This is a genomic window from Superficieibacter sp. HKU1 (genome assembly GCF_029319185.1).
In the GTDB taxonomy this organism is placed as follows: Bacteria; Pseudomonadota; Gammaproteobacteria; order Enterobacterales; family Enterobacteriaceae; genus Superficieibacter.
Map to the genome: position 1 here is coordinate 1,209,516 of NZ_CP119754.1, position 20,460 is coordinate 1,229,975.

Annotated in this window: 15 protein-coding genes; 10 read left to right on the forward strand and 5 right to left on the reverse strand. The window is 55.9% G+C overall.

Translation table 11 applies throughout. From position 1 onward, the window contains the following. Positions 1-185 precede the first annotated feature (185 nt). Together sbcC and sbcD are read right to left on the reverse strand one after the other, a co-directional pair. Positions 186-3,329, reverse strand: coding sequence for an exonuclease subunit SbcC (gene sbcC / locus P0H77_RS05825; protein WP_276163973.1), 3,144 nt, complete (start codon positions 3,327-3,329; stop codon positions 186-188). Next, a complete protein-coding gene (sbcD, locus tag P0H77_RS05830) occupies positions 3,326-4,528 on the reverse strand; it encodes an exonuclease subunit SbcD (RefSeq protein WP_276163974.1) in 1,203 nt (400 codons plus the stop codon). The genes sbcC and sbcD overlap by 4 nt, the downstream gene beginning before the upstream one ends. Before the next feature lie 176 nt (positions 4,529-4,704). On the opposite strand from sbcD, the gene phoB reads away from it, so the two are divergent. The 5 genes from phoB to malZ all read left to right on the forward strand — a co-directional run bounded on the left by phoB (position 4,705) and on the right by malZ (position 11,898). After that, the gene (gene phoB, locus P0H77_RS05835) at positions 4,705-5,394 is read left to right on the forward strand and encodes a phosphate response regulator transcription factor PhoB (protein ID WP_276163975.1); all 690 of its coding nucleotides are present in this window, start codon (positions 4,705-4,707) and stop codon (positions 5,392-5,394) included. 21 nt (positions 5,395-5,415) lie between these two features. Beyond that, positions 5,416-6,705 (forward strand): phosphate regulon sensor histidine kinase PhoR, encoded by a 1,290-nt coding sequence (gene phoR / locus P0H77_RS05840; RefSeq protein ID WP_276163976.1) that lies wholly within the window; start codon positions 5,416-5,418, stop codon positions 6,703-6,705. A 411-nt stretch (positions 6,706-7,116) separates the two neighbouring features. Then, positions 7,117-8,436, forward strand: coding sequence for a branched-chain amino acid transporter carrier protein BrnQ (gene brnQ, locus P0H77_RS05845; RefSeq protein ID WP_276163977.1), 1,320 nt, complete (start codon positions 7,117-7,119; stop codon positions 8,434-8,436). Between the two features lie 81 nt (positions 8,437-8,517). Continuing rightward, positions 8,518-9,870: a proline-specific permease ProY gene (gene proY / locus P0H77_RS05850; protein ID WP_276163978.1), complete on the forward strand. Its 1,353-nt coding sequence runs from the start codon at positions 8,518-8,520 to the stop codon at positions 9,868-9,870. Between the two features lie 210 nt (positions 9,871-10,080). Continuing rightward, complete coding sequence (gene malZ / locus P0H77_RS05855; protein ID WP_276165058.1) at positions 10,081-11,898, forward strand: maltodextrin glucosidase; 1,818 nt, start codon at positions 10,081-10,083, stop codon at positions 11,896-11,898. A 109-nt stretch (positions 11,899-12,007) separates the two neighbouring features. Here the strand turns inward: malZ and acpH are convergent, their stop codons facing one another. Further along, on the reverse strand, positions 12,008-12,589 hold the full coding sequence (acpH, locus tag P0H77_RS05860) for an ACP phosphodiesterase (protein WP_276163979.1): 582 nt from the start codon (positions 12,587-12,589) through the stop codon (positions 12,008-12,010). Positions 12,590-12,679: 90 nt separating this feature from the next. On the opposite strand from acpH, the gene queA reads away from it, so the two are divergent. The 5 genes from queA to secF are packed head-to-tail and all read left to right on the forward strand — an operon-like array spanning position 12,680 to position 18,143. Continuing rightward, positions 12,680-13,762 carry a tRNA preQ1(34) S-adenosylmethionine ribosyltransferase-isomerase QueA gene (queA, locus tag P0H77_RS05865; RefSeq protein ID WP_276163980.1) on the forward strand — a complete coding sequence of 361 codons (1,083 nt, stop codon included), beginning with the start codon at positions 12,680-12,682 and terminating at the stop codon, positions 13,760-13,762. Positions 13,763-13,804: 42 nt separating this feature from the next. Next, on the forward strand, positions 13,805-14,932 hold the full coding sequence (tgt, locus tag P0H77_RS05870; protein WP_276163981.1) for a tRNA guanosine(34) transglycosylase Tgt: 1,128 nt from the start codon (positions 13,805-13,807) through the stop codon (positions 14,930-14,932). A 22-nt stretch (positions 14,933-14,954) separates the two neighbouring features. Then, positions 14,955-15,287 (forward strand): preprotein translocase subunit YajC, encoded by a 333-nt coding sequence (yajC, locus tag P0H77_RS05875; RefSeq protein ID WP_276163982.1) that lies wholly within the window; start codon positions 14,955-14,957, stop codon positions 15,285-15,287. A gap of 26 nt (positions 15,288-15,313) precedes the next feature. Continuing rightward, a complete protein-coding gene (gene secD, locus P0H77_RS05880) occupies positions 15,314-17,161 on the forward strand; it encodes a protein translocase subunit SecD (protein ID WP_276163983.1) in 1,848 nt (615 codons plus the stop codon). A gap of 10 nt (positions 17,162-17,171) precedes the next feature. After that, on the forward strand, positions 17,172-18,143 hold the full coding sequence (gene secF / locus P0H77_RS05885) for a protein translocase subunit SecF (RefSeq protein ID WP_276163984.1): 972 nt from the start codon (positions 17,172-17,174) through the stop codon (positions 18,141-18,143). A gap of 88 nt (positions 18,144-18,231) precedes the next feature. Here the strand turns inward: secF and P0H77_RS05890 are convergent, their stop codons facing one another. Further along, positions 18,232-19,116, reverse strand: coding sequence for a glycoside hydrolase family 43 protein (locus P0H77_RS05890; protein ID WP_276163985.1), 885 nt, complete (start codon positions 19,114-19,116; stop codon positions 18,232-18,234). After that, positions 19,101-20,420, reverse strand: a complete 1,320-nt coding sequence (locus P0H77_RS05895) for a glycoside hydrolase family 125 protein (protein WP_276163986.1) — start codon at positions 20,418-20,420, stop codon at positions 19,101-19,103. Before P0H77_RS05895 ends, P0H77_RS05890 begins: the two co-directional genes overlap by 16 nt. Positions 20,421-20,460: the final 40 nt, after the last annotated feature.

The following is a 20,460-nucleotide window of genomic DNA, read 5'->3' on the forward strand; positions in this document are numbered from 1 at the left end:
GTGGCGCTGCGCTTACCCGGCCTACAAAAGCAACAATATCAATCCGTTGTATTACCGTAGGCCCGAACCAGCGCCGTGCCCCGACCGTAGGCCCGCGCAAGCGCAGCGCCGCCGGGCATATAGCGCCGCCGTGCCAGCGCCGTCCCCCAGCGCCGTTTTACCCTGTTTCGCCTGCCAACCTATCCTCATTCCTCAACGGCGAATACCCTGTCGAGCTTGCTGTACCCCAGACCGTTCACCTTTTTCACCTTAATCTGCACCGGAATGCGCTCCTTCATCGCCTCGACGTGGCTGATGACGCCAATGGTTTTGCCGGTGGCGTTCAGCGCGTCCAGCGCGTCCAGCGCGGCATCCAGCGTCTCGCTGTCCAGGGTGCCGAATCCTTCGTCGAGGAAGAGGGAATCAATGCGCGTTTTATGACTTACCAGGTCAGAAAGCGCCAGCGCCAGCGCGAGGCTGACGAGGAAGCTTTCGCCGCCGGACAAAGTCCGCGTATCGCGCACCGCATCTGCCTGCCAGGTATCGACCACCTCCAGCTCCAGCGCATCGCTGACCTTCCGCTTGAGCAAATACCGTCCGTGAAGACGGTTAAGCTGTTTATTCGCCAGCCAGACGAGATTGTCGAGCGTCAGGCCCTGGGCGAATTTACGGAATTTATCGCCGTCGCGGGAACCAATCAGCCCATTAAGCAGGCTCCAGTCGGCCAGTTCCTGCGCGGCGTGCTCAATATGCTGCATCAGCGTCTGCTGATGCTGGCGGTTATCCGCATCCTGTTTTAACTGCTGGCGGATCTCGCCCTGCCGTAAGCCGATATCACGAAGCCGCTGGTTCAGCTGCTCCAGGGCCAGCCGGATTTGCTCACTGTTCTGCTCCGGCGAGAGCCCTTCAGGCAGGTGCTGCTGATGCGCCTGCCGCTGATTTTGCGCCTGTAGCGCCAGCGCCTGACATTGCTGAAGCTGACTTTCCAGCGATTGCTTCAGGGATTCCAGCTGGCGACGGGTCGGCTCATCGAGCAGTGCGGCCTGAAATGCTTGCTCATCGGCGAACTGGCTGGCGCTGAGTGCCGCGTCAAATTGCGCCTGCGCCTGGTGTAAACGCGATTTTTCCAGCGTTTCCTGTTGTTGCAGAGTGTGCCACTGGCTCTCCAGCTTCACGCAGTCGTCATGCGTGCTGCGCCAGCCCTCCAGCGACACTGGCCCGGACGCCGGGGAGGTTGCGGTTTGCGGCAAGGTTTCCAGTAATGGAATAAGCTGCGCCAGCGCCTCCTGAAGCGAGGCCAGCTCCGTCTGGCGGGTTTGCCACGCCCGGGCTTCTTCTTCCCGCGCCGCCAGCCAGGTGGATTCATCGCCTTCAGCAGGCCAGCTCAGCGACAGTGCCTGAAGCGCCGTTTCCAGCGTCGTCCGCTGGGCAGTGACGTGTTGTGCAAAGCTGGTGATTTGCTGGCTCGCCTCAGCAATCTGTATCTCCAGACGTTGCCGCTGACTCAGCTGATGGAGCTGCTCTTCATAGCGATCCTGCTCCTGCTGCCACGGCGTGATGTCGTCCTGCGGTTGCAGGGCTATTTGCAGCGTGGCGCCAAGCGTCTGCCATTGCTGGGTAAGTGCTTGCTCCTCCTGGGTGAGCGTCTGGATATCACTTTCGTCGCGTTGCTGCTGGCGTTGCAGCGCATCCGTCTGGCCGCGAAGTTTGCCGCCTTCATCGGCCAGCGATCTGACCTCTTTTTCCAGCGCGTCACGGCGGGCCTGATTCACACTGGGTTCGAGCGTGCGATACTCCTCGACGGCAGGATGCGTCGTGGAGCCGCAGAGCGGGCAAGGGTGGCCGGATTGCAGCAGCGCGCGCTGGCTCTCCAGATCCTTAATGCGGGCTTCCAGCTGGCAAAGGGCCTGCACATCCGCAAGCTGCTGATTTTTTTCTTTATAACGCTGGCGCAGATTGACAATTTTTTCATTTAACGTGGCGTATTCCGTCCGGGAGGCCTGAACGGTGCCGTGTAGCTTTTGCAGGTTCTGATGGACGGCGGTCAGACGCAGGTGTAATGCGTTTAATCGCTGGCGCAGCGGGCGCTGTTGAGTATGGCGCGCCTGGGCCTCGCTGACTTCGGCTGGCGTAAGGGCAAGCGTCACGGCGGGCAGCGCAGCCAGTTCTCGCTGATGGCCGGCTAATTGCTGCTGTCGTTGCTGTAGCTGCGCGTTATCGCGTGTTTGCTGGGTAAAGGCATGCCGCCAGCCAGTGAGTTCGCTGCTCCACAAACGCCAGCGATCGTGTTCCTGAAGCCAGTCAGTCAGGTGTTTATGCGTCGTTTGCAGCGAAGCCTGCTGGTGTTCCGCGCTGGCCCGCAGTTGAGCGCGTAGGGTTAATGCGGTTTGTAAGCAAGCATTTACTTCCTGCGCCTGCCGCTGCGTTTGCTTCACTGCGCTGGTCTGCTCCTGACAGCGACGCCACAGAGGACGCAATTGCTCTGCGGGCTGGGCCAGCGTCAGGGCGGTAAGCTGTGGTTGCGCCTGGGCCAGCGCCTGCAGCGCTCCGGCAAGTGCGTTTTGCGCACGCTGGTGCTCTGCCTCCAGCTCCTGCTGGCGCGTTAACCAGTTGAGATGACTTTGCGCCTGCGCCTGCAGCGTTACCTGCTGGCGTTCCTCGTCAATAAGCGCCTGCAAACCTTGCTCCAGCGCCTGCTGCTGTTCCGCGCTGAGCAGGGCCACGCCGCTGGCCTGCGCCTGCAGTGTTTCCAGTGCGGTACGGGTAGTTTTATGCTTTTCAAATACCATCGCTGAAATGTGGCCGTAAATCTCGGTGCCGGTCAGCTCTTCCAGCAACTCGGCACGCTCACCGGGTTTGGCGTTCAAAAAGGCCGCAAATTGCCCCTGCGAAAGCAGCATCGAACGGGTGAAACGCTCGTAATCCAGCCCGGTCAGCGTGGCGGTCAGCTCCAGCTTATCTTTCACTTTATCGGCAAGAATTTTGCCATCGGCACAACGCGCCAGCTCCACCCTCGGAGCCTGCAGGTTGCCGTCCGGCTGATTGCGCGCGCGGTTCTGGCTCCAGAAGGCGCGGTACGCTTCACCTTTCACTTCAAACTCGACCTCGGCCAGACAGTCGGCGGTGTCGCGGGTCATAAGATCATTTTGCGATTGCGACAGCGTGCTAAGGCGCGGCGTCTGGTGATACAGCGCCAGGCAGATCGCATCCAGCAGCGTCGTTTTACCTGCCCCCGTCGCGCCGGTGATGGCGAACAGGCCGTTGCTGGCGAACGGTTCTGCAGCGAAGTCAATTTTCCACTCGCCTTTCAGTGAGTTCAGGTTTTTCAGGCGCAGGCTGACAATTTTCATGCTTCATCCTCTCCGGACAGGGTTTCCAGCGTTTGACCGAAAAGGGTAAACAGCCGCTTTTGCTGCGCCTCGTCGAGATCTTCCTGGGTCAGCCGGCGCTCAAATACGTCTTCAACGCTCAGTTCGCCGAGCGTTTCGCGCAATTCACCTTCCAGAATACGCTGGCGGTGCTCGCGGCTGCGTCTAACTAAAAGCACCTCAACCGGTAAATCCTCGGTCAGGGCCTGAATACGTCGCTGAATATCATGCAGGTATTCCCCGCTGGTGATTTCGATATCCAGCCAGACCTTTGGCGTCGCGGGCGCATCACGCCACTGCATAAGCTGCTCGCTGATGCCGGCAAAATCGCCCTTGATCACAGCCAGCGGCTGCGTGACGGGAACCTCAAGCGGTGTCACGTCGGTGAGTTTGCCCTCCGCAAAAGTGACCAGGTTGACGCTTTTATTTTTTCCTGTCTCATCAAAGCTCAGTGAAATGGGCGAGCCGCAGTAGCGAATGTGCTCGCTGCCGTTAATTTTTTGCGCGCGGTGGATGTGGCCCAGCGCGAGGTAATCAACGGGCGGAAAGTTTTGCGCCGGGAAGGCGTCCAGCGTGCCGATGTAAATATCGCGTACGGCATCGCTTTTGCTGGCTCCGACGGTCGTCAGGTGTCCGCTGGCGATAATCGGTAATGGCTGCTCACCCCGCAGCTCGCAGGCGTCCTGATACTGCTGCTGATAATAATCTGTGATGGCCGTCAGCAGACGTTGCTGCTTCTGGCTGCCGGATTGCCCCGCCTGGCTAATCACCATGTCGCGCGGACGCAAAAACGGCACCGGGCAAAACACCGCGCCCGGCGTGCCGTCGCGCTTTAACAGAAGGTGCGGTTTATCGCCTGCGCTGGCAATGACGGTCGTTTTGAGAAACGCCAGAATGTCGCGGGATTCGTTAAGCGTGGCCACCGAATCATGATTTCCGGCCAGCACCACCAGATGACAGCCGGTCTGCTGTAAATCGACCACGAAACGATAATATAACTCGCGGGCATAGCTCGGCGGCGAGCCGGTATCAAAAATATCGCCCGCCACAATAATGACATCAACCTGCTGCGTCTGAGCGGTATCCAGCAGCCAGTCAAGAAAAGCGCTATGCTCAGCGGCACGGCTCTTACTGTAGAAGTTCTGGCCGAGATGCCAGTCTGAAGTATGAATGATGCGCATGTCGGTTCCGTGGCAAAAAAGCGTACAGCGGATTATACCCTCTGAAGCAGGCGGGGCGAAGCTGGCTGTCACATCGCGTTTACGCAATCGTCACACGGTCATCTTTTTCATAAATCTGTCATAAATCTGACGCATAATGACGTCGCTATCCATAATGATGATAAACAGGGTAAAAAATGGCGAGACGTATTCTGGTCGTAGAAGATGAAGCTCCAATTCGTGAGATGGTTTGCTTTGTTCTCGAACAAAATGGCTTTCAGCCTGTTGAAGCGGAAGATTATGACAGCGCGGTGAATCAGCTCAATGAACCCTGGCCAGACCTCATCCTGCTGGACTGGATGCTTCCCGGCGGTTCCGGCATTCAGTTTATTAAACATATCAAGCGTGAAGCAATGACGCGCGAAATCCCGGTGGTAATGCTCACCGCACGCGGTGAAGAAGAAGATCGCGTCCGCGGGCTGGAAACCGGGGCAGACGATTACATCACCAAGCCGTTCTCGCCAAAAGAGCTGGTAGCGCGGATTAAAGCGGTGATGCGCCGCATTTCCCCGATGGCCGTTGATGAGGTCATCGAAATGCAGGGATTGAGTCTCGATCCCTCCTCGCACCGGGTCATGACCGGTGAAAGCCCGCTCGACATGGGGCCGACTGAATTTAAGCTCCTGCACTTCTTTATGACCCATCCCGAACGTGTTTACAGCCGTGAACAACTGTTGAATCATGTCTGGGGAACCAACGTCTACGTGGAAGACAGAACGGTGGATGTTCATATCCGCCGCCTGCGCAAAGCGCTGGAGCAGAGCGGGCACGATCGCATGGTTCAAACCGTTCGCGGCACGGGTTATCGTTTCTCGACCCGTTTCTGATCTCAGACAGGAGTGTGACGCGTGCTGGAACGTCTGTCATGGAAAACGCTGGTTTTTGAACTGGTTATCTGCTGCCTGCCTGCGCTGATACTGGGGGCATTTTTCGGTTATCTGCCGTGGTTTTTGCTGGCGGCGGTGACCGGGCTGTTGGTCTGGCACTTTCTGAATTTACTGCGACTTTCCTGGTGGCTATGGGTCGATCGCAGTATGACACCGCCGCCGGGCCGCGGCAGCTGGGAGCCTCTGCTTTACGGACTGCATCAGATGCAGCTACGCAATAAAAAGCGCCGACGTGAGTTGGGCAACCTCATCAAACGTTTTCGCAGCGGCGCGGAATCGCTGCCGGATGCGGTGGTGCTGACGACTGAAGAAGGCACGATTTTCTGGTGTAACGGCCTGGCGCAGCAGGTGCTGGGGCTGCGCTGGCCGGACGATAACGGGCAAAATATCCTTAACCTGCTGCGTTATCCCGAATTTACGCTCTATCTGAAGAATCGCGATTTTAGCCGGCCATTGAATCTGGTGCTCAATAATGGCCGTCACCTCGAATTTCGAGTGATGCCCTACAGTGAAAACCAGCGGCTGATGGTGGCGCGCGATACCACGCAAATGCACCAGCTTGAGGGCGCGAGACGCAATTTCTTTGCCAACGTCAGCCATGAGCTGCGCACGCCGTTGACCGTGCTACAGGGTTATCTGGAGATGATGCAGGAGCAAACGCTTGAAGGCGCGCCGCGCGAAAAAGCGCTGCATACCATGCGCGAGCAGACGCAGCGTATGGAATCGCTGGTAAAACAATTATTAACCCTCTCCAGGATTGAAGCGGCACCTGCGCTGGCCCTCAATGAAAAGATTGACGTGCCGATGATGCTGCGGGTGATAGAGCGCGAGGCGCAAACCCTCAGCCACGATCGTCATACGCTGCGTTTTACCGTGGATGATTCGTTAAAAGTGCTGGGCAATGAAGAACAGTTGCGGAGCGCTATCTCTAATCTGGTGTACAACGCGGTGAATCATACGCCTGCCGGAACCACTATTTCGGTCAACTGGCAGCGCGCGCCTCATGGCGCACTGTTTACCATTGACGATAACGGACCGGGAATCGCTGCCGAACACATTCCGCGCCTGACCGAGCGTTTTTATCGTGTTGATAAGGCCCGTTCGCGGCAGACCGGCGGCAGCGGGCTGGGGCTGGCAATCGTGAAACATGCGTTAAATCATCATGATAGTCGCCTCAACATTACCAGTAAGCCGGGTGAAGGAACGCAATTTAGCTTTTTGCTTCCGGAACGATTCATTGCCAGAAACTAGGCTGGTTATGCCGCTTGTAACCGTAACTTTCCGCAGACCAGCCTGGGCTGGTCTGTTTAGTTTGCAGGTAAGCGAAACGGGTGCCATATCCTCGCGCCTGCTGCTTTTTTGTTCGAATGATCAGCCATCAGTTTTTCTGATAACTGGTCCATCATGCTGGCTGAATATTCTGAATTAGCATAATCATCTGGTTTTACGATCCTGCCTTGCTTTAAAACGTTATAAGCGTTTAAATTGCGCCCCAGAGGCTGTCATACCGACTGCTTTTGCGTGATAAATCGAAAAACAATACTTCGTCACGTCAGTCAGGGAGTATATCCCGCTGGAAATATATGCAATTGCTGCGCGATCGTCCCGCATGGAAAGCAACAATTCATTTACAACACCACATCCACAGGCAGTAAATAATTTATGACCCATCAGTTAAAATCTCGCGACATCATGGCTCTGGGCTTTATGACCTTTGCCCTGTTTGTCGGTGCTGGCAATATCATTTTTCCTCCTATGGTCGGTTTGCAGGCCGGCGAGCACGTCTGGACGGCGGCCATTGGCTTTTTGATTACGGCGGTCGGTCTGCCGGTGCTGACGGTTATTTCGCTGGCGAAAGTCGGCGGTGGGATTGATAGCCTCAGTACGCCGATCGGTAAAGGCGCGGGTATTCTGCTGGCCACCATCTGCTATCTGGCGGTCGGTCCGCTGTTTGCCACCCCGCGTACCGCGACGGTTTCCTTTGAAGTGGGTATTGCACCGCTGACGGGGGACGGGGCGATGCCAACCTTTATCTACAGCCTGGTCTATTTTGCGCTAGTGATCGTGGTTTCTCTCTATCCCGGTAAGCTGCTGGACACGGTGGGCAACTTCCTCGCGCCGATGAAAATTCTCGCCCTGACGGTACTTTCCGTCGCCGCGCTGGTATGGCCTGCCGGCCCGATCAGCCATGCGATTGATGCTTATCAGACGGGGTCTTTCTCTAACGGCTTCGTTAACGGTTATCTGACGATGGATACCCTGGGCGCAATGGTCTTCGGTATCGTGATTGTCAACGCTGCCCGTTCGCGCGGCGTTACTGAAGCGCGTCTGCTGACCCGCTATACGGTATGGGCGGGGCTGATGGCCGGTATTGGGCTGACGCTGCTGTATCTGGCGCTGTTCCGCCTGGGTTCCGACAGCGCTACGTTAGTTGACCAGTCGGCTAACGGTGCGACTATTCTGCACGCGTATGTTCAGCATACTTTCGGCGGCGCAGGAAGTTTACTGCTGGCGGCGCTGATTTTCATTGCCTGTCTGGTGACGGCAGTGGGCCTGACCTGTGCGTGCGCTGAGTTCTTTGCGCAGTATCTGCCGTTCTCCTATCGCACGCTGGTGTTTATCCTTGGCGTGTTCTCTATGGCGGTCTCCAATCTGGGGCTGAGCCAGCTGATTCAGATTTCCGTGCCGGTATTAACGGCGATCTATCCACCGTGTATCGCACTGGTTGTGTTAAGCTTCACCCGCCCATGGTGGCATAATTCATCGCGCGTGATTGCGCCCGCCATGTTCATCAGCCTGCTTTTTGGTATCATTGACGGCATTAAAGCCTCGGCATTGAAAGATGTCCTGCCTGCGTGGACCGAGCGTTTACCGCTTACCGAGCAGGGGCTGGCGTGGCTGATGCCAACGGTAGTGATGATTGTGCTGGCGGTTATCTGCGATCGCCTCATGGGCCGCCAGGTCACCTCCAGCGCACATTAATCGTTGCACGGCGGTTCGTTTAACCACGGAGCTTAGGGTTCCGTGGTTTTTTATTTTTTGTGTTGAATGGCATTTGAAACGATGGAAAGTACTAACAAGCTGAAGCGGGGACTGAGCACCCGTCACATCCGCTTTATGGCACTCGGGTCGGCAATCGGTACCGGCCTTTTTTATGGCTCGGCAGATGCTATAAAAATGGCAGGTCCCAGCGTACTGCTGGCCTATATTATCGGCGGCGTTGCCGCGTATATCATCATGCGTGCATTAGGGGAGATGTCGGTCCACAACCCGTCTGCCAGTTCCTTCTCACGTTACGCTCAGGACAACCTCGGCCCGCTGGCGGGCTATATCACCGGCTGGACCTACTGCTTTGAAATTCTGATCGTCGCCATTGCCGACGTTACGGCGTTCGGCATTTATATGGGCGTCTGGTTCCCGCATGTGCCGCACTGGATTTGGGTGCTCAGCGTGGTGATGATCATCTGCGCGGTCAACTTAATGAGCGTGAAGGTGTTCGGCGAACTGGAGTTCTGGTTCTCCTTCTTTAAGGTCGCCACCATTATCATTATGATCGTGGCGGGCGTCGGCATCATCATCTGGGGGATTGGCAACGGCGGGCAACCGACCGGGATCCATAACCTGTGGACTAACGGCGGCTTCTTCAGCAACGGCTGGCTGGGGATGGTGATGTCGCTGCAAATGGTGATGTTTGCTTACGGCGGTATTGAAATTATCGGTATTACCGCGGGCGAGGCGAAAGATCCGCAGACCTCCATTCCCCGCGCTATCAATTCCGTGCCGATGCGTATTCTGGTGTTCTACGTCGGGACGCTGTTTGTGATTATGTCCATTTACCCGTGGAACCAGGTCGGCACAGACGGCAGCCCATTTGTTCTGACGTTTCAGCATATGGGGATCACCTTTGCTGCCAGTATCCTGAACTTTGTGGTATTGACCGCCTCGCTTTCCGCTATCAACAGCGACGTTTTCGGCGTGGGGCGTATGCTGCACGGTATGGCGGAGCAGGGCAGTGCCCCCAAATTTTTCGCCAAAACGTCACGTCGCGGTATTCCGTGGGTGACGGTCGTGGTGATGACCTTCGCGCTGCTGCTGGCGGTATATCTTAACTACATCATTCCGGAAAATGTCTTCCTGGTGATTGCCTCGCTGGCAACGTTCGCGACAGTGTGGGTGTGGATAATGATCCTCCTGTCACAGGTGGCGTTCCGCCGCCGCCTGTCGCCGGAAGAGACCAAAGCGCTGAAGTTTAAGGTTCCGGGCGGTGTGGTGACGACCATAATCGGGCTGATCTTCCTGGTCTTTATCATTGCGCTGATTGGCTATCATCCGGATACGCGTATTTCGCTGTACGTTGGCTTCGGCTGGATTGTGCTGCTGCTGATTGGCTGGATGTTTAAGCGTCGCCGGGCATAATTCCGCGGTATAACGTTTGTCAGCAGTCTGAGACCGGGAGACATCCCGGTCTTTTTTTGCTTACATTTGCATTCTCTTGCGTACTAAAAACCGATCTATCATGAGTGTTCTGCGCCCCCGGCTTCACCCCTGGAAAAACAGCCAAAAGAGGAGGGGGAGCGGCGCGGCTTGTGTCATGGTAGGCTGATTTTTCAGGAAAGAGGATTGATGATGTTACATGCCTGGCATCTTCCCGTTGCGCCGTTTATCTCGCAGCGACAGGATCGACTCACGGTGACGCTGTGGCTGCGCGGAGAAAACTTACCCGCCCGTGTAGTACTGCGTACTGAGCTGGATAACGAAGAAATTTCCCTGTCCATGCGTCGTTCTGCCCGCGCGCCCTCACCGGGGATCGTGGTCTGGCGTGTGGATATCAATCTTAATGAAGGGCAGCCCCGCCGCCGCTACAGCTTTAAATTGCTGTGGGAGGATCGCCAGCTGTGGTTCACGCCGCAGGGCTTCAACCGCTTTCCACCGGCGAAACTGGAGCGTTTTGCGCTGGATCTGCCGGATAATGGTCCCGACTGGGTGGCCGATCAGGTGTTTTATCAGATCTTCCCGGATCGCTTTGCGCGCGGTAAGCGCCAACCGATCCATCAGGATAACGTCTATTATCACCACGCCGCCGGGCGTGAAATCGTGCTGCGTGAATGGAATGATCCGGTCACGGCGGAAGCGGGAGGATCGACGTTTTATGGCGGCGATCTCGACGGTATCAGCGAAAAGCTGCCGTACCTGAAAACGCTGGGCGTTACCGCGCTGTACCTGAACCCCATCTTTTCCGCACCCAGCGTGCATAAATATGATACTGAAGATTATCGCCAGGTCGACCCGCAGTTTGGCGGCAACGGAGCGCTACTTCGTCTGCGGCAGAATACGCTGGAACAGGGAATGCGGCTGATCCTCGACGGCGTGTTTAACCACAGCGGCGATTCCCATGCCTGGTTTGATCGTCATAACCGGGGCACCGGTGGAGCCTGCCATAATCCTGATTCGCGCTGGCGCGACTGGTACAGCTTTTCCCCGGATGGCCGCGCGCTGGACTGGCTGGGTTACGCCAGTCTGCCGAAGCTGGATTTTCAGTCGCAGACGCTGGTTGATGAAATTTACGCCGGCGATGACAGCATCGTGCGCCACTGGCTGAAAGCGCCGTGGAATATGGACGGCTGGCGGCTGGACGTCGTGCATATGCTCGGCGAGAACGGCGGTGCGCGTAACAACCTGCAGCATGTCTCGGGCATTACCCGCGCGGCGAAAGAAGCTCGCCCCGACGCGTTTGTTTTTGGCGAACATTTTGCCGATGCCCGCCAGTGGCTGCAAATGGACGCGGAAGATTCGGCAATGAACTACATGGGCTTCACCAAGCCGCTGTGGGCGTTTCTGGCGAATACCGATCTCTCTTACGATCCGCAAAACATTGATGCCCGTACCTGCGTCGCCTGGATGGATAACTATCGCGCTTCGCTGTCGCATCAGCAGCAGTTGCGGATGTTTAATCAGCTCGACAGCCACGATACCTCACGTTTCAAAACGCTGCTGGGTAAAGACGTGGCGCGTCTGCCGCTGGCGGTGGTGTGGCTGTTTACCTGGCCCGGCGTGCCCTGTATTTACTATGGCGATGAAGTGGGGCTGGACGGGGCGAACGATCCTTTCTGCCGCAAACCGTTCCCGTGGGATAAGGGCAAGCAGGACGGCGAATTGCTGGCCCTTTATCAGCGAATGGCAAAACTGCGTCGGCGCAGCCAGGCGCTGCGCCGCGGTGCTTGCCAGGTGATCTATGCCGAGGGCGACGTAGTGGTGTTCGTGCGGATGCTGAAACAGCAGCGCGTGCTGGTGGCGATTAACCGCGGTCAGGCGTGTGAAGTGGTAGTTGGTGATTCGCCGCTGTTAAACGTTAAGGCATGGTATCTGAAAGAGGGGAAAGCCACGTTTGAGGGGGAGCTTCTGACGCTGCCCGCGGTTTCAGCTTCGGTGTGGATGGGGAATTGACACGCTCAATCACCGTAAACGTGCCCGGTGGCGGCTTCGCCTTACCGGGCCTACGATCGGGTTGCCATATGTAGGCCCGGTAAGCGCAGCGCCACCGGGCATCACGGCGCTACAACTCCCCCCGTTGCGCCTGCACCATCATCCGCGGATAAAACTGCCAGAACAGCGTCTCCAGCTTCTCATAATGCGCGTCCAGATCGTGCCAGGAGTTGCGTAACGCATCAAGACGCGGACGGCGGCTGGCCATACCGTTCAGTACGTTCTGAATAAAAGCCATATCGCGATACCGCTCCAGCCAGCGTTCGGACCATAAATACTGATTGAGATTCACAAAGCGTGGCGGGGAGTCGGGCAGGATGTTGCCAATCTGCACCTCAGCGTAGCCGACAAACTCCACCAGCGGCAGTTCGGGCGAGACTTCTTCCCAGTGCAGGGAAAGAAAGTGATCCCACATCACATCCAGCGTGATCGGCGCGACCCGGCGCGTCTCCGGGCGAAACCACTCCCGCGCCGTTTTCACCTCCGGCAAATTATCTGTCAGCACATCGATACGCCGGTGCATATGAATGCCGTCCACTACCGCCTGCGGGTAGAGCGACTGCGGATTTCCACGGACAAAATCCGCCAGTAAATTGCCCGACAGCGAACTGTCAGCGAGATGGGCGAGGTGCAGGTGAGCGAGAAAATTCATGGTTTGTTGCTATCTCCGGCAGGGTAAAGGTTGCAGGGAAAACGCCCCGGCACTAGACTACCCGCCTCTTTATTTGTCCTGGTTACCGTCATGCGTCTTGCCGATTTTTCCTTTGAACTCCCTGAATCCCTGATTGCTCACTATCCGCAGCCTGAACGCAGCGCGTGCCGCTTGTTATCGCTGGACGGTCCGACAGGGGCGCTGACGCATGGTACTTTCACCGATTTGCTCGATAAGCTCAACCCCGGCGATCTTCTGGTCTTTAACAATACCCGGGTGATCCCGGCGCGTCTGTTTGGCCGTAAAGCCAGCGGCGGCAAGGTTGAAGTGCTGGTCGAGCGGATGCTGGATGATAAACGTATTCTGGCACATATTCGCGCCTCCAAAGCGCCAAAGCCCGGGGCGGAGCTGCTGCTGGGCGATGACGAAAGCATCAACGCAACGATGACCGCCCGTCACGATGCCTTGTTTGAAGTTGAGTTCCATGATGAACGTCCGGTGCTGGATATCCTGAACGCTATCGGCCACATGCCGCTGCCGCCGTATATCGACCGCCCGGATGAAGACGCTGACCGCGAACTGTACCAGACCGTCTACAGTCAAAAGCCAGGCGCGGTGGCCGCGCCGACCGCCGGTTTGCACTTCGATGAACCGCTGCTGGAACGCCTGCGTCAGAAAGGCATTGAAATGGCGTTTGTCACGCTGCACGTCGGCGCGGGCACTTTCCAGCCGGTGCGCGTCGAAAGCATTGAAGATCACATCATGCACTCTGAATATGCCGAAGTGCCGCAGGACGTGGTTGACGCGGTGCTGGCCGCCAAAGGGCGCGGCAACCGGGTGATTGCGGTGGGCACGACCTCGGTACGCTCGCTGGAAAGCGCGGCGCAGGCGGCGAAAAATGACCTGATCGAGCCGTTCTTTGGCGATACGCAAATCTTTATCTATCCGGGTTATCAATACAAGGTTATTGACGCGCTGGTGACCAACTTCCATCTGCCGGAATCCACGCTGATTATGCTGGTCTCGGCGTTTGCAGGTTATAAACATACTATGAATGCGTATGAGCAGGCGGTTAACGCCGAATATCGCTTTTTTAGTTATGGCGATGCGATGTATATCACGTACAATCCGTCGGCGATTAATGAACGTGTCGGGGATGACTCCGCGGCATAAGCTTTTCACGTCGGACTGTTTTTCCGGCGTACTGGAGAAAAAATGAAATTCGAACTGGATACCACCGACGGACGCGCCCGCCGCGGTCGCCTGGTGTTTGATCGGGGCGTAGTGGAAACGCCTGCGTTTATGCCCGTCGGTACCTACGGTACCGTAAAAGGCATGACGCCGGAAGAAGTCGAAGCCACCGGCGCGCAAATTATTCTTGGCAACACCTTCCACCTGTGGCTGCGTCCGGGCCAGGAAATCATGAAGCTGCACGGCGATCTGCATGATTTTATGCAGTGGAAAGGGCCGATCCTCACCGATTCCGGTGGTTTCCAGGTCTTTAGCCTGGGCGACATTCGTAAGATCACCGAGCAGGGCGTGCATTTCCGCAACCCGATCAACGGCGATCCGATTTTCCTCGATCCGGAAACCTCAATGGAAATCCAGTTCGATCTCGGTTCCGACATTGTCATGATCTTCGACGAATGTACGCCGTACCCGGCGGACTGGGACTACGCGAAACGCTCAATGGAAATGTCGCTGCGCTGGGCACAGCGCAGCCGCGACCGTTTTGACGGGCTGGGCAATAAAAACGCGCTGTTCGGTATTATTCAGGGCAGTGTTTACGAAGATTTACGCGATATCTCCGTCAAAGGTCTGGTGGAGATTGGCTTTGATGGCTACGCTGTCGGCGGACTGGCGGTTGGCGAGCCAAAGGCAGATATGCACCGTATTCTGGAGCACGTTTGCCCGCAAATCCCGGCAGACAAACCGCGCTACCTGATGGGCGTCGGCAAACCGGAAGATCTGGTTGAAGGCGTGCGTCGCGGTATCGATATGTTTGACTGCGTGATGCCGACGCGTAACGCCCGCAATGGTCATCTGTTTGTGACCGACGGCGTGGTGAAAATCCGTAACGCGAAGTACAAAAGCGATACCAGCCCGCTCGATGCCGAGTGTGATTGCTACACCTGTCGCAATTATTCACGCGCCTACTTGCATCATCTCGACCGTTGTAACGAAATACTGGGCGCGCGTCTCAATACCATTCATAACCTGCGATACTATCAGCGTTTAATGGCTGGTTTACGCAAGGCTATTGAAGAGGGTAAATTAGAGAGCTTCGTCACCGATTTTTACCAGCGTCAGGGGCGACCCGTACCACCTGTCAACGTTGATTAATTTTAATAATGAGGGAATTTGAATGAGTTTTTTTATTTCTGATGCGATAGCAGCACCCGCCGCAGGCGCAGGTCAAAGCCAGTGGACGTTGATTCCGATGCTGGTGGTGTTTGGTCTGATTTTCTACTTCATGATCTTACGTCCTCAGCAGAAGCGTACTAAAGAGCATAAAAATCTGATGAACTCCATCGCTAAAGGCGATGAAGTCTTAACCAATGGTGGCCTGGTCGGTCGCGTCACGAAAGTGGCTGAGACGGGTTATATCGCCATCGCTCTGAACGACACCACTGAAGTGGTTATCAAACGTGATTTCGTAGCTGCCGTTCTGCCGAAAGGCACGATGAAGGCGCTGTAATTTTTGATTTCCCAAAGGGAACCGCCGTGTTAAACCGTTATCCTTTGTGGAAGTACATTATGCTGGTCGTCGTGATTGCCGTCGGCCTGCTTTACGCACTTCCCAACCTTTATGGTGAGGATCCGGCTGTTCAGATCACTGGTGCGCGCGGTAGCGCCGCCAGTGAGCAAACGCTGATCCAGGTCCAGAATACGTTACAAAAAGAAAAAATTGCCGCGAAGTCCATGGCGCTGGAAGAAGGGGCTATTTTAGTACGCTTCGACTCCACGGATACGCAACTGCGCGCACGTGAAGCGCTGGTTGACGTGCTGAGTGACAAATACGTCGTGGCGCTTAACCTTGCACCGGCAACCCCGCGCTGGCTGGCGGCACTTAAAGCAGAGCCGATGAAGCTCGGTCTTGACCTGCGTGGCGGCGTTCACTTCCTGATGGAAGTGGATATGGACACGGCGCTGGGTAAACTCCAGGAACAAAATATCGACGGCCTGCGCAGCGATCTGCGTGAAAAAGGCATTCCTTATACTACCGTTCGCAAAGAAAATAATTATGGCCTGAGCATTACTTTCCGTGATGCGACAGCGCGTGATGAAGCGGTTTCTTATCTGAGCAAACGTCATCAGGATCTGGTGATCTCCAGTCAGGGTGATAATGCGCTGCGTGCGGTGATGACCGATGCGCGTCTGAGCGAAGCGCGTGAATATGCGGTCCAGCAAAACATCAACATTCTGCGTAACCGCGTAAACCAGCTGGGCGTTGCCGAGCCGGTAGTCCAACGCCAGGGCGCTGACCGTATTGTGGTCGAGCTGCCAGGCATTCAGGATACCGCGCGGGCGAAAGAAATCCTGGGTGCAACCGCAACCCTGGAATTCCGTCTGGTTAACACCAATGTCGATCAGGCTGCCGCCGCGTCTGGCCGTATTCCCGGCGACTCAGAAGTGAAGCAGATGCGCGAAGGCCAGCCGGTTGTGCTGTTCAAACGTGTGATCCTGACCGGTGATCATATTACTGATTCCACCTCCAGTCAGGATGAGTACAACCAGCCGCAGGTCAATATCTCTCTCGACAGCGCTGGCGGTAATATCATGTCCAACTTTACGAAGGACAACATCGGTAAACCGATGGCGACCCTGTTCGTGGAGTACAAAGACAGCGGTAAGAAAGATGCCAACGGGCGTGCGGTTCTGGTGAAACAGGAAGAGGTGATTAACGTCGCCAATATTCAGTCTCGTCTGGGTAACAGCTTCCGTATTACCGGTATTAACAACCCGAATGAAGCGCGTCAGCTCTCTCTGCTGCTGCGTGCCGGTGCGCTGATTGCGCCGATTCAGATTGTTGAAGAACGTACTATCGGGCCAACGCTTGGGATGCAGAACATCAAGCAGGGTCTGGAAGCGTGTCTGGCCGGTCTGGTGGTTTCGATCCTGTTTATGCTGGTCTTCTATAAGAAATTTGGCCTGATTGCGACCAGTGCGTTAGTGGCGAACCTGGTACTGATCGTCGGTATCATGTCGCTGCTGCCGGGCGCAACGCTAAGTATGCCGGGGATTGCGGGGATCGTGTTAACCCTTGCCGTCGCGGTGGATGCTAACGTACTGATTAACGAGCGTATCAAAGAAGAGTTAAGCAACGGACGTTCGGTACAGCAGGCGATCCACGAAGGCTATGCCGGCGCATTCAGCTCCATCTTTGATGCGAACATTACCACGTTGATTAAAGTTCTGATCCTCTATGCCGTAGGCACCGGGGCTATTAAAGGGTTCGCGATCACTACCGGTATTGGTGTGGCGACGTCGATGTTCACCGCGATTGTCGGTACGCGTGCCATCGTAAACCTGTTGTATGGCGGCAAACGCGTCAACAAGCTGTCAATCTGAGGAGTGCGATGTGGCACAGGAATATACTGTTGAACAATTGAACCACGGCCGTAAAGTCTACGACTTTATGCGCTGGGACTACTGGGCTTTCGGCATCTCCGGTTTATTACTGGTGGCGGCGATTGTCATTATGGGCGTGCGCGGCTTTAACTGGGGGCTCGATTTCACTGGCGGTACCGTCATTGAAATCACCCTCGAAAAACCAGCGGATATGGACGTGATGCGCGAAGCGCTGCAAAAGGCGGGCTTTGAAGAGCCACAGTTGCAGAACTTCGGCAGCAGCCACGATATCATGGTGCGCATGCCGCCAACCGAAGGTGAAAGCGGCGGGCAGGTACTGGGCAGCAAGGTACTGAGCGTCATTAACGAGTCTACCAGCCAGAATGCGGCGGTTAAGCGCATTGAGTTTGTCGGGCCGAGCGTGGGTGCCGATCTGGCGCAAACCGGTGCGATGGCGCTGATGGTGGCGCTGATCTCTATCCTCGTGTATGTCGGTTTCCGGTTCGAGTGGCGACTGGCGGCAGGGGTGGTTATCGCGCTGGCGCACGACGTGATCATTACGTTGGGGATCCTGTCGTTGTTCCATATCGAGATTGACCTGACCATCGTTGCATCGTTGATGTCGGTTATTGGTTACTCACTGAACGACAGCATCGTGGTATCGGACCGTATTCGTGAAAACTTCCGCAAAATTCGTCGTGGAACGCCTTACGAAATCTTTAACGTGTCGCTGACCCAGACGCTGCACCGTACCTTGATTACTTCCGGTACCACGTTAGTGGTTATTCTGATGCTGTACCTCTTTGGTGGTCCGGTACTGGAAGGCTTCTCACTGACCATGCTGATCGGTGTCTCTATCGGTACTGCGTCATCAATCTACGTGGCCTCGGCGCTGGCGCTGAAGCTGGGTATGAGACGCGAGCATATGCTCCAGCAGAAAGTCGAGAAAGAAGGGGCGGATCAGCCGTCGCTTCTGCCGTAAACCGGCTGTTACGTCATACTGCAATCCCGGTCATTTGGCCGGGATTTTTTTTACGCAGGCGTCAGGCCGGTTGCGCCTGAATTTCCGTTTATGCCGTCATGATCACCGGTTGGATCTGCCCGTCTTTAAATACCAGCTTGTCCAGGCACAGCATCCGGTGTCCTGCGTCGTTATCACCAGGAATGCGCCGGTGATAGGCAATCAGCCAGCTATCGTCATCGCCCGTTGAAATACAACTGTGATGCCCTAGCCCATCGGCGATGGGCTGCGCGGTAAGGATCGCGGTCCCCGGACCGGAGAAATCGAATGGCGTGTCGCTGTCTGCGGCCACGGCCCGGTAGGTTCCATTCTTCCAGTTGCCTTCCGACCACATGAAATGATATTTCCCCCGGCGTTTTATCATGCACGGCGCTTCAACGTAGCCGGGAATATCCATTTCATGAAACAGCTCACCATCAGCAAAGGGGATAAAACCGTCCATTTGTGGGTTCATCTGCGCGACGTTGCAATGTCCCCAGCCGCCGTAATAAAGGTAAATTTTGCCGTCGTCATCGGCAAACAAATGCGCGTCGATGGGCTGCGCACCGTTGATAAAACGGTCGATGAGAGGCTGATTAAGCAGCGCACGGAACGGACCGGCGGGCGCGTCGGCGACGGCGATTTCCAGACCGCCGATCTCCTCATTGCTTTGAATGTCGTTGGAGGCAAAGATCAGATAGTATTTACCCTGTTTTTCAACGATCGTCGGCGCCCAGACCGCGCGCCAGATCCATGGGAAATCCGCTATCTCAACGATCCCCGAATGCTTTTCCCAGTGGACTAAATCCGGGGAGGAAAAGGCATCGATATTCATCTGTTTCTCATATTCTGAGTACGAGCGTGTAACGTAGATCCAATACTGGCCTGCATAAAAACGAATTTCCGGGTCGGCGTACCAGCCCTCCACCAGCGGGTTTGTTACAGTGATTGGCATGGTGACTCCTGCGTAATAATCAAATCGTTACGTTTTAGCCCGCAATAGTCCAGCACCAGCTCGCAAAACATGGCGTTAGCCCATGAAAACCACGGACGGGTATAGCGGGAGGGATCGTCAGGATGGAAGGATTCATGCATGAGCCCCGTATTGTCATCCGTCTCAATCAGCATCTGGATCATGGCGCGCTGTTCCGCCGGGTCAGTGGCCGTCAGCCCCTGGATCGCCAGCGCAATCGGCCAGATATATCCCTCAGGCGTATGCGGGCTACCGACGCCACGCGCATAGCGGCCTGCGTTAAAATACGGATTGGCCTCGCTGAGAATGAAGCGCCGGGTATTCAGATAACGCGGATCGTCTTTCGCCAGCGCGCCCAGTAACGGCAACGACAGCAGAGAAGGGACGTTAGCGTCGTCCATCAGCAGATGATGACCCGCGCCATCAGTTTCATAACAGTACATTTCGCCATACAGAGGATGCATGACGACAGCATGCCGTTCAATTCCGGCCAGCATAGTCTCTTTCAGCGCGGCGGCTCTGCGGCAGGTGTTTTCATCATGCAGCACATCACGGGCGATCTCTTCGAGATAGCCTAATACCACGGTCGCGAAAAAATTGGCGGGTACCAGATAGCCCCAGCGACAGGCATCGTCGCTGGGACGAAAACCCGACCAGGTCATGCCGGTATAGTTTACCGGCGCGCCCTTACCGTCATGGGTTAACGTATCGGTGGGGGACGGGGGATTTGGGCGCTGGAAACGATAGTAAGAACGCTGCATATGATGCTGTTCTGTCTCCCACACCCCGAGAATGCGCTGGCTGGCCCGGATAAATGTGTCATTAAAATGGCTGGTGCTACCAGCGGTTTTCCAGAACAGCCAGGCAAGCTGTAAGGGATAGCAGAGCGAATCAATTTCGTATTTGCGCTCCCAGATGTGCGGCTGCATTGTTGTCAGATCGCTCTGGTGACCGGCACCGTCTGGATGACGGTTAAAAGCGTTAGCGTAAGGATCGAGCGTAATGAAATGCATCTGCTGCTGGATAACGCCTGAGATCATGGCCTGCAACTCGCTATGCTGGCGACAAAATAACAGATAAGGACGCATCTGGCAGGCGGAGTCGCGCAGCCACATCGCCGGAATGTCGCCAGTGATCACGAACACGCCGTTTTCGCCGGGCTGCACCGTAGTATCAAGCGTATTATTAAGGGCGCGCTCCAGGATCGCTGCGATTTTCTCGCTTCCGGTCTGGCGTAATACCTGCGCTTTGCTGACATTGATAAATTCACGGTTATGGATTTTCATAAATTCTGACGCTCCCGTGAGAGTGAAGACGCTGACCCAC

What these genes read in the sequence shown, in the direction of transcription:
- sbcC (WP_276163973.1), bottom strand. Translation starts at nt 3,329, where the DNA reads ATGAAAATTGTCAGCCTGCGCCTGAAAAACCTGAACTCACTGAAAGGC.
- sbcD (WP_276163974.1), bottom strand. Translation starts at nt 4,528, where the DNA reads ATGCGCATCATTCATACTTCAGACTGGCATCTCGGCCAGAACTTCTAC.
- phoB (WP_276163975.1), top strand. Translation starts at nt 4,705, where the DNA reads ATGGCGAGACGTATTCTGGTCGTAGAAGATGAAGCTCCAATTCGTGAG.
- brnQ (WP_276163977.1), top strand. Translation starts at nt 7,117, where the DNA reads ATGACCCATCAGTTAAAATCTCGCGACATCATGGCTCTGGGCTTTATG.
- proY (WP_276163978.1), top strand. Translation starts at nt 8,518, where the DNA reads ATGGAAAGTACTAACAAGCTGAAGCGGGGACTGAGCACCCGTCACATC.
- malZ (WP_276165058.1), top strand. Translation starts at nt 10,081, where the DNA reads ATGTTACATGCCTGGCATCTTCCCGTTGCGCCGTTTATCTCGCAGCGA.
- acpH (WP_276163979.1), bottom strand. Translation starts at nt 12,589, where the DNA reads ATGAATTTTCTCGCTCACCTGCACCTCGCCCATCTCGCTGACAGTTCG.
- queA (WP_276163980.1), top strand. Translation starts at nt 12,680, where the DNA reads ATGCGTCTTGCCGATTTTTCCTTTGAACTCCCTGAATCCCTGATTGCT.
- tgt (WP_276163981.1), top strand. Translation starts at nt 13,805, where the DNA reads ATGAAATTCGAACTGGATACCACCGACGGACGCGCCCGCCGCGGTCGC.
- yajC (WP_276163982.1), top strand. Translation starts at nt 14,955, where the DNA reads ATGAGTTTTTTTATTTCTGATGCGATAGCAGCACCCGCCGCAGGCGCA.
- P0H77_RS05890 (WP_276163985.1), bottom strand. Translation starts at nt 19,116, where the DNA reads ATGCCAATCACTGTAACAAACCCGCTGGTGGAGGGCTGGTACGCCGAC.
- P0H77_RS05895 (WP_276163986.1), bottom strand. Translation starts at nt 20,420, where the DNA reads ATGAAAATCCATAACCGTGAATTTATCAATGTCAGCAAAGCGCAGGTA.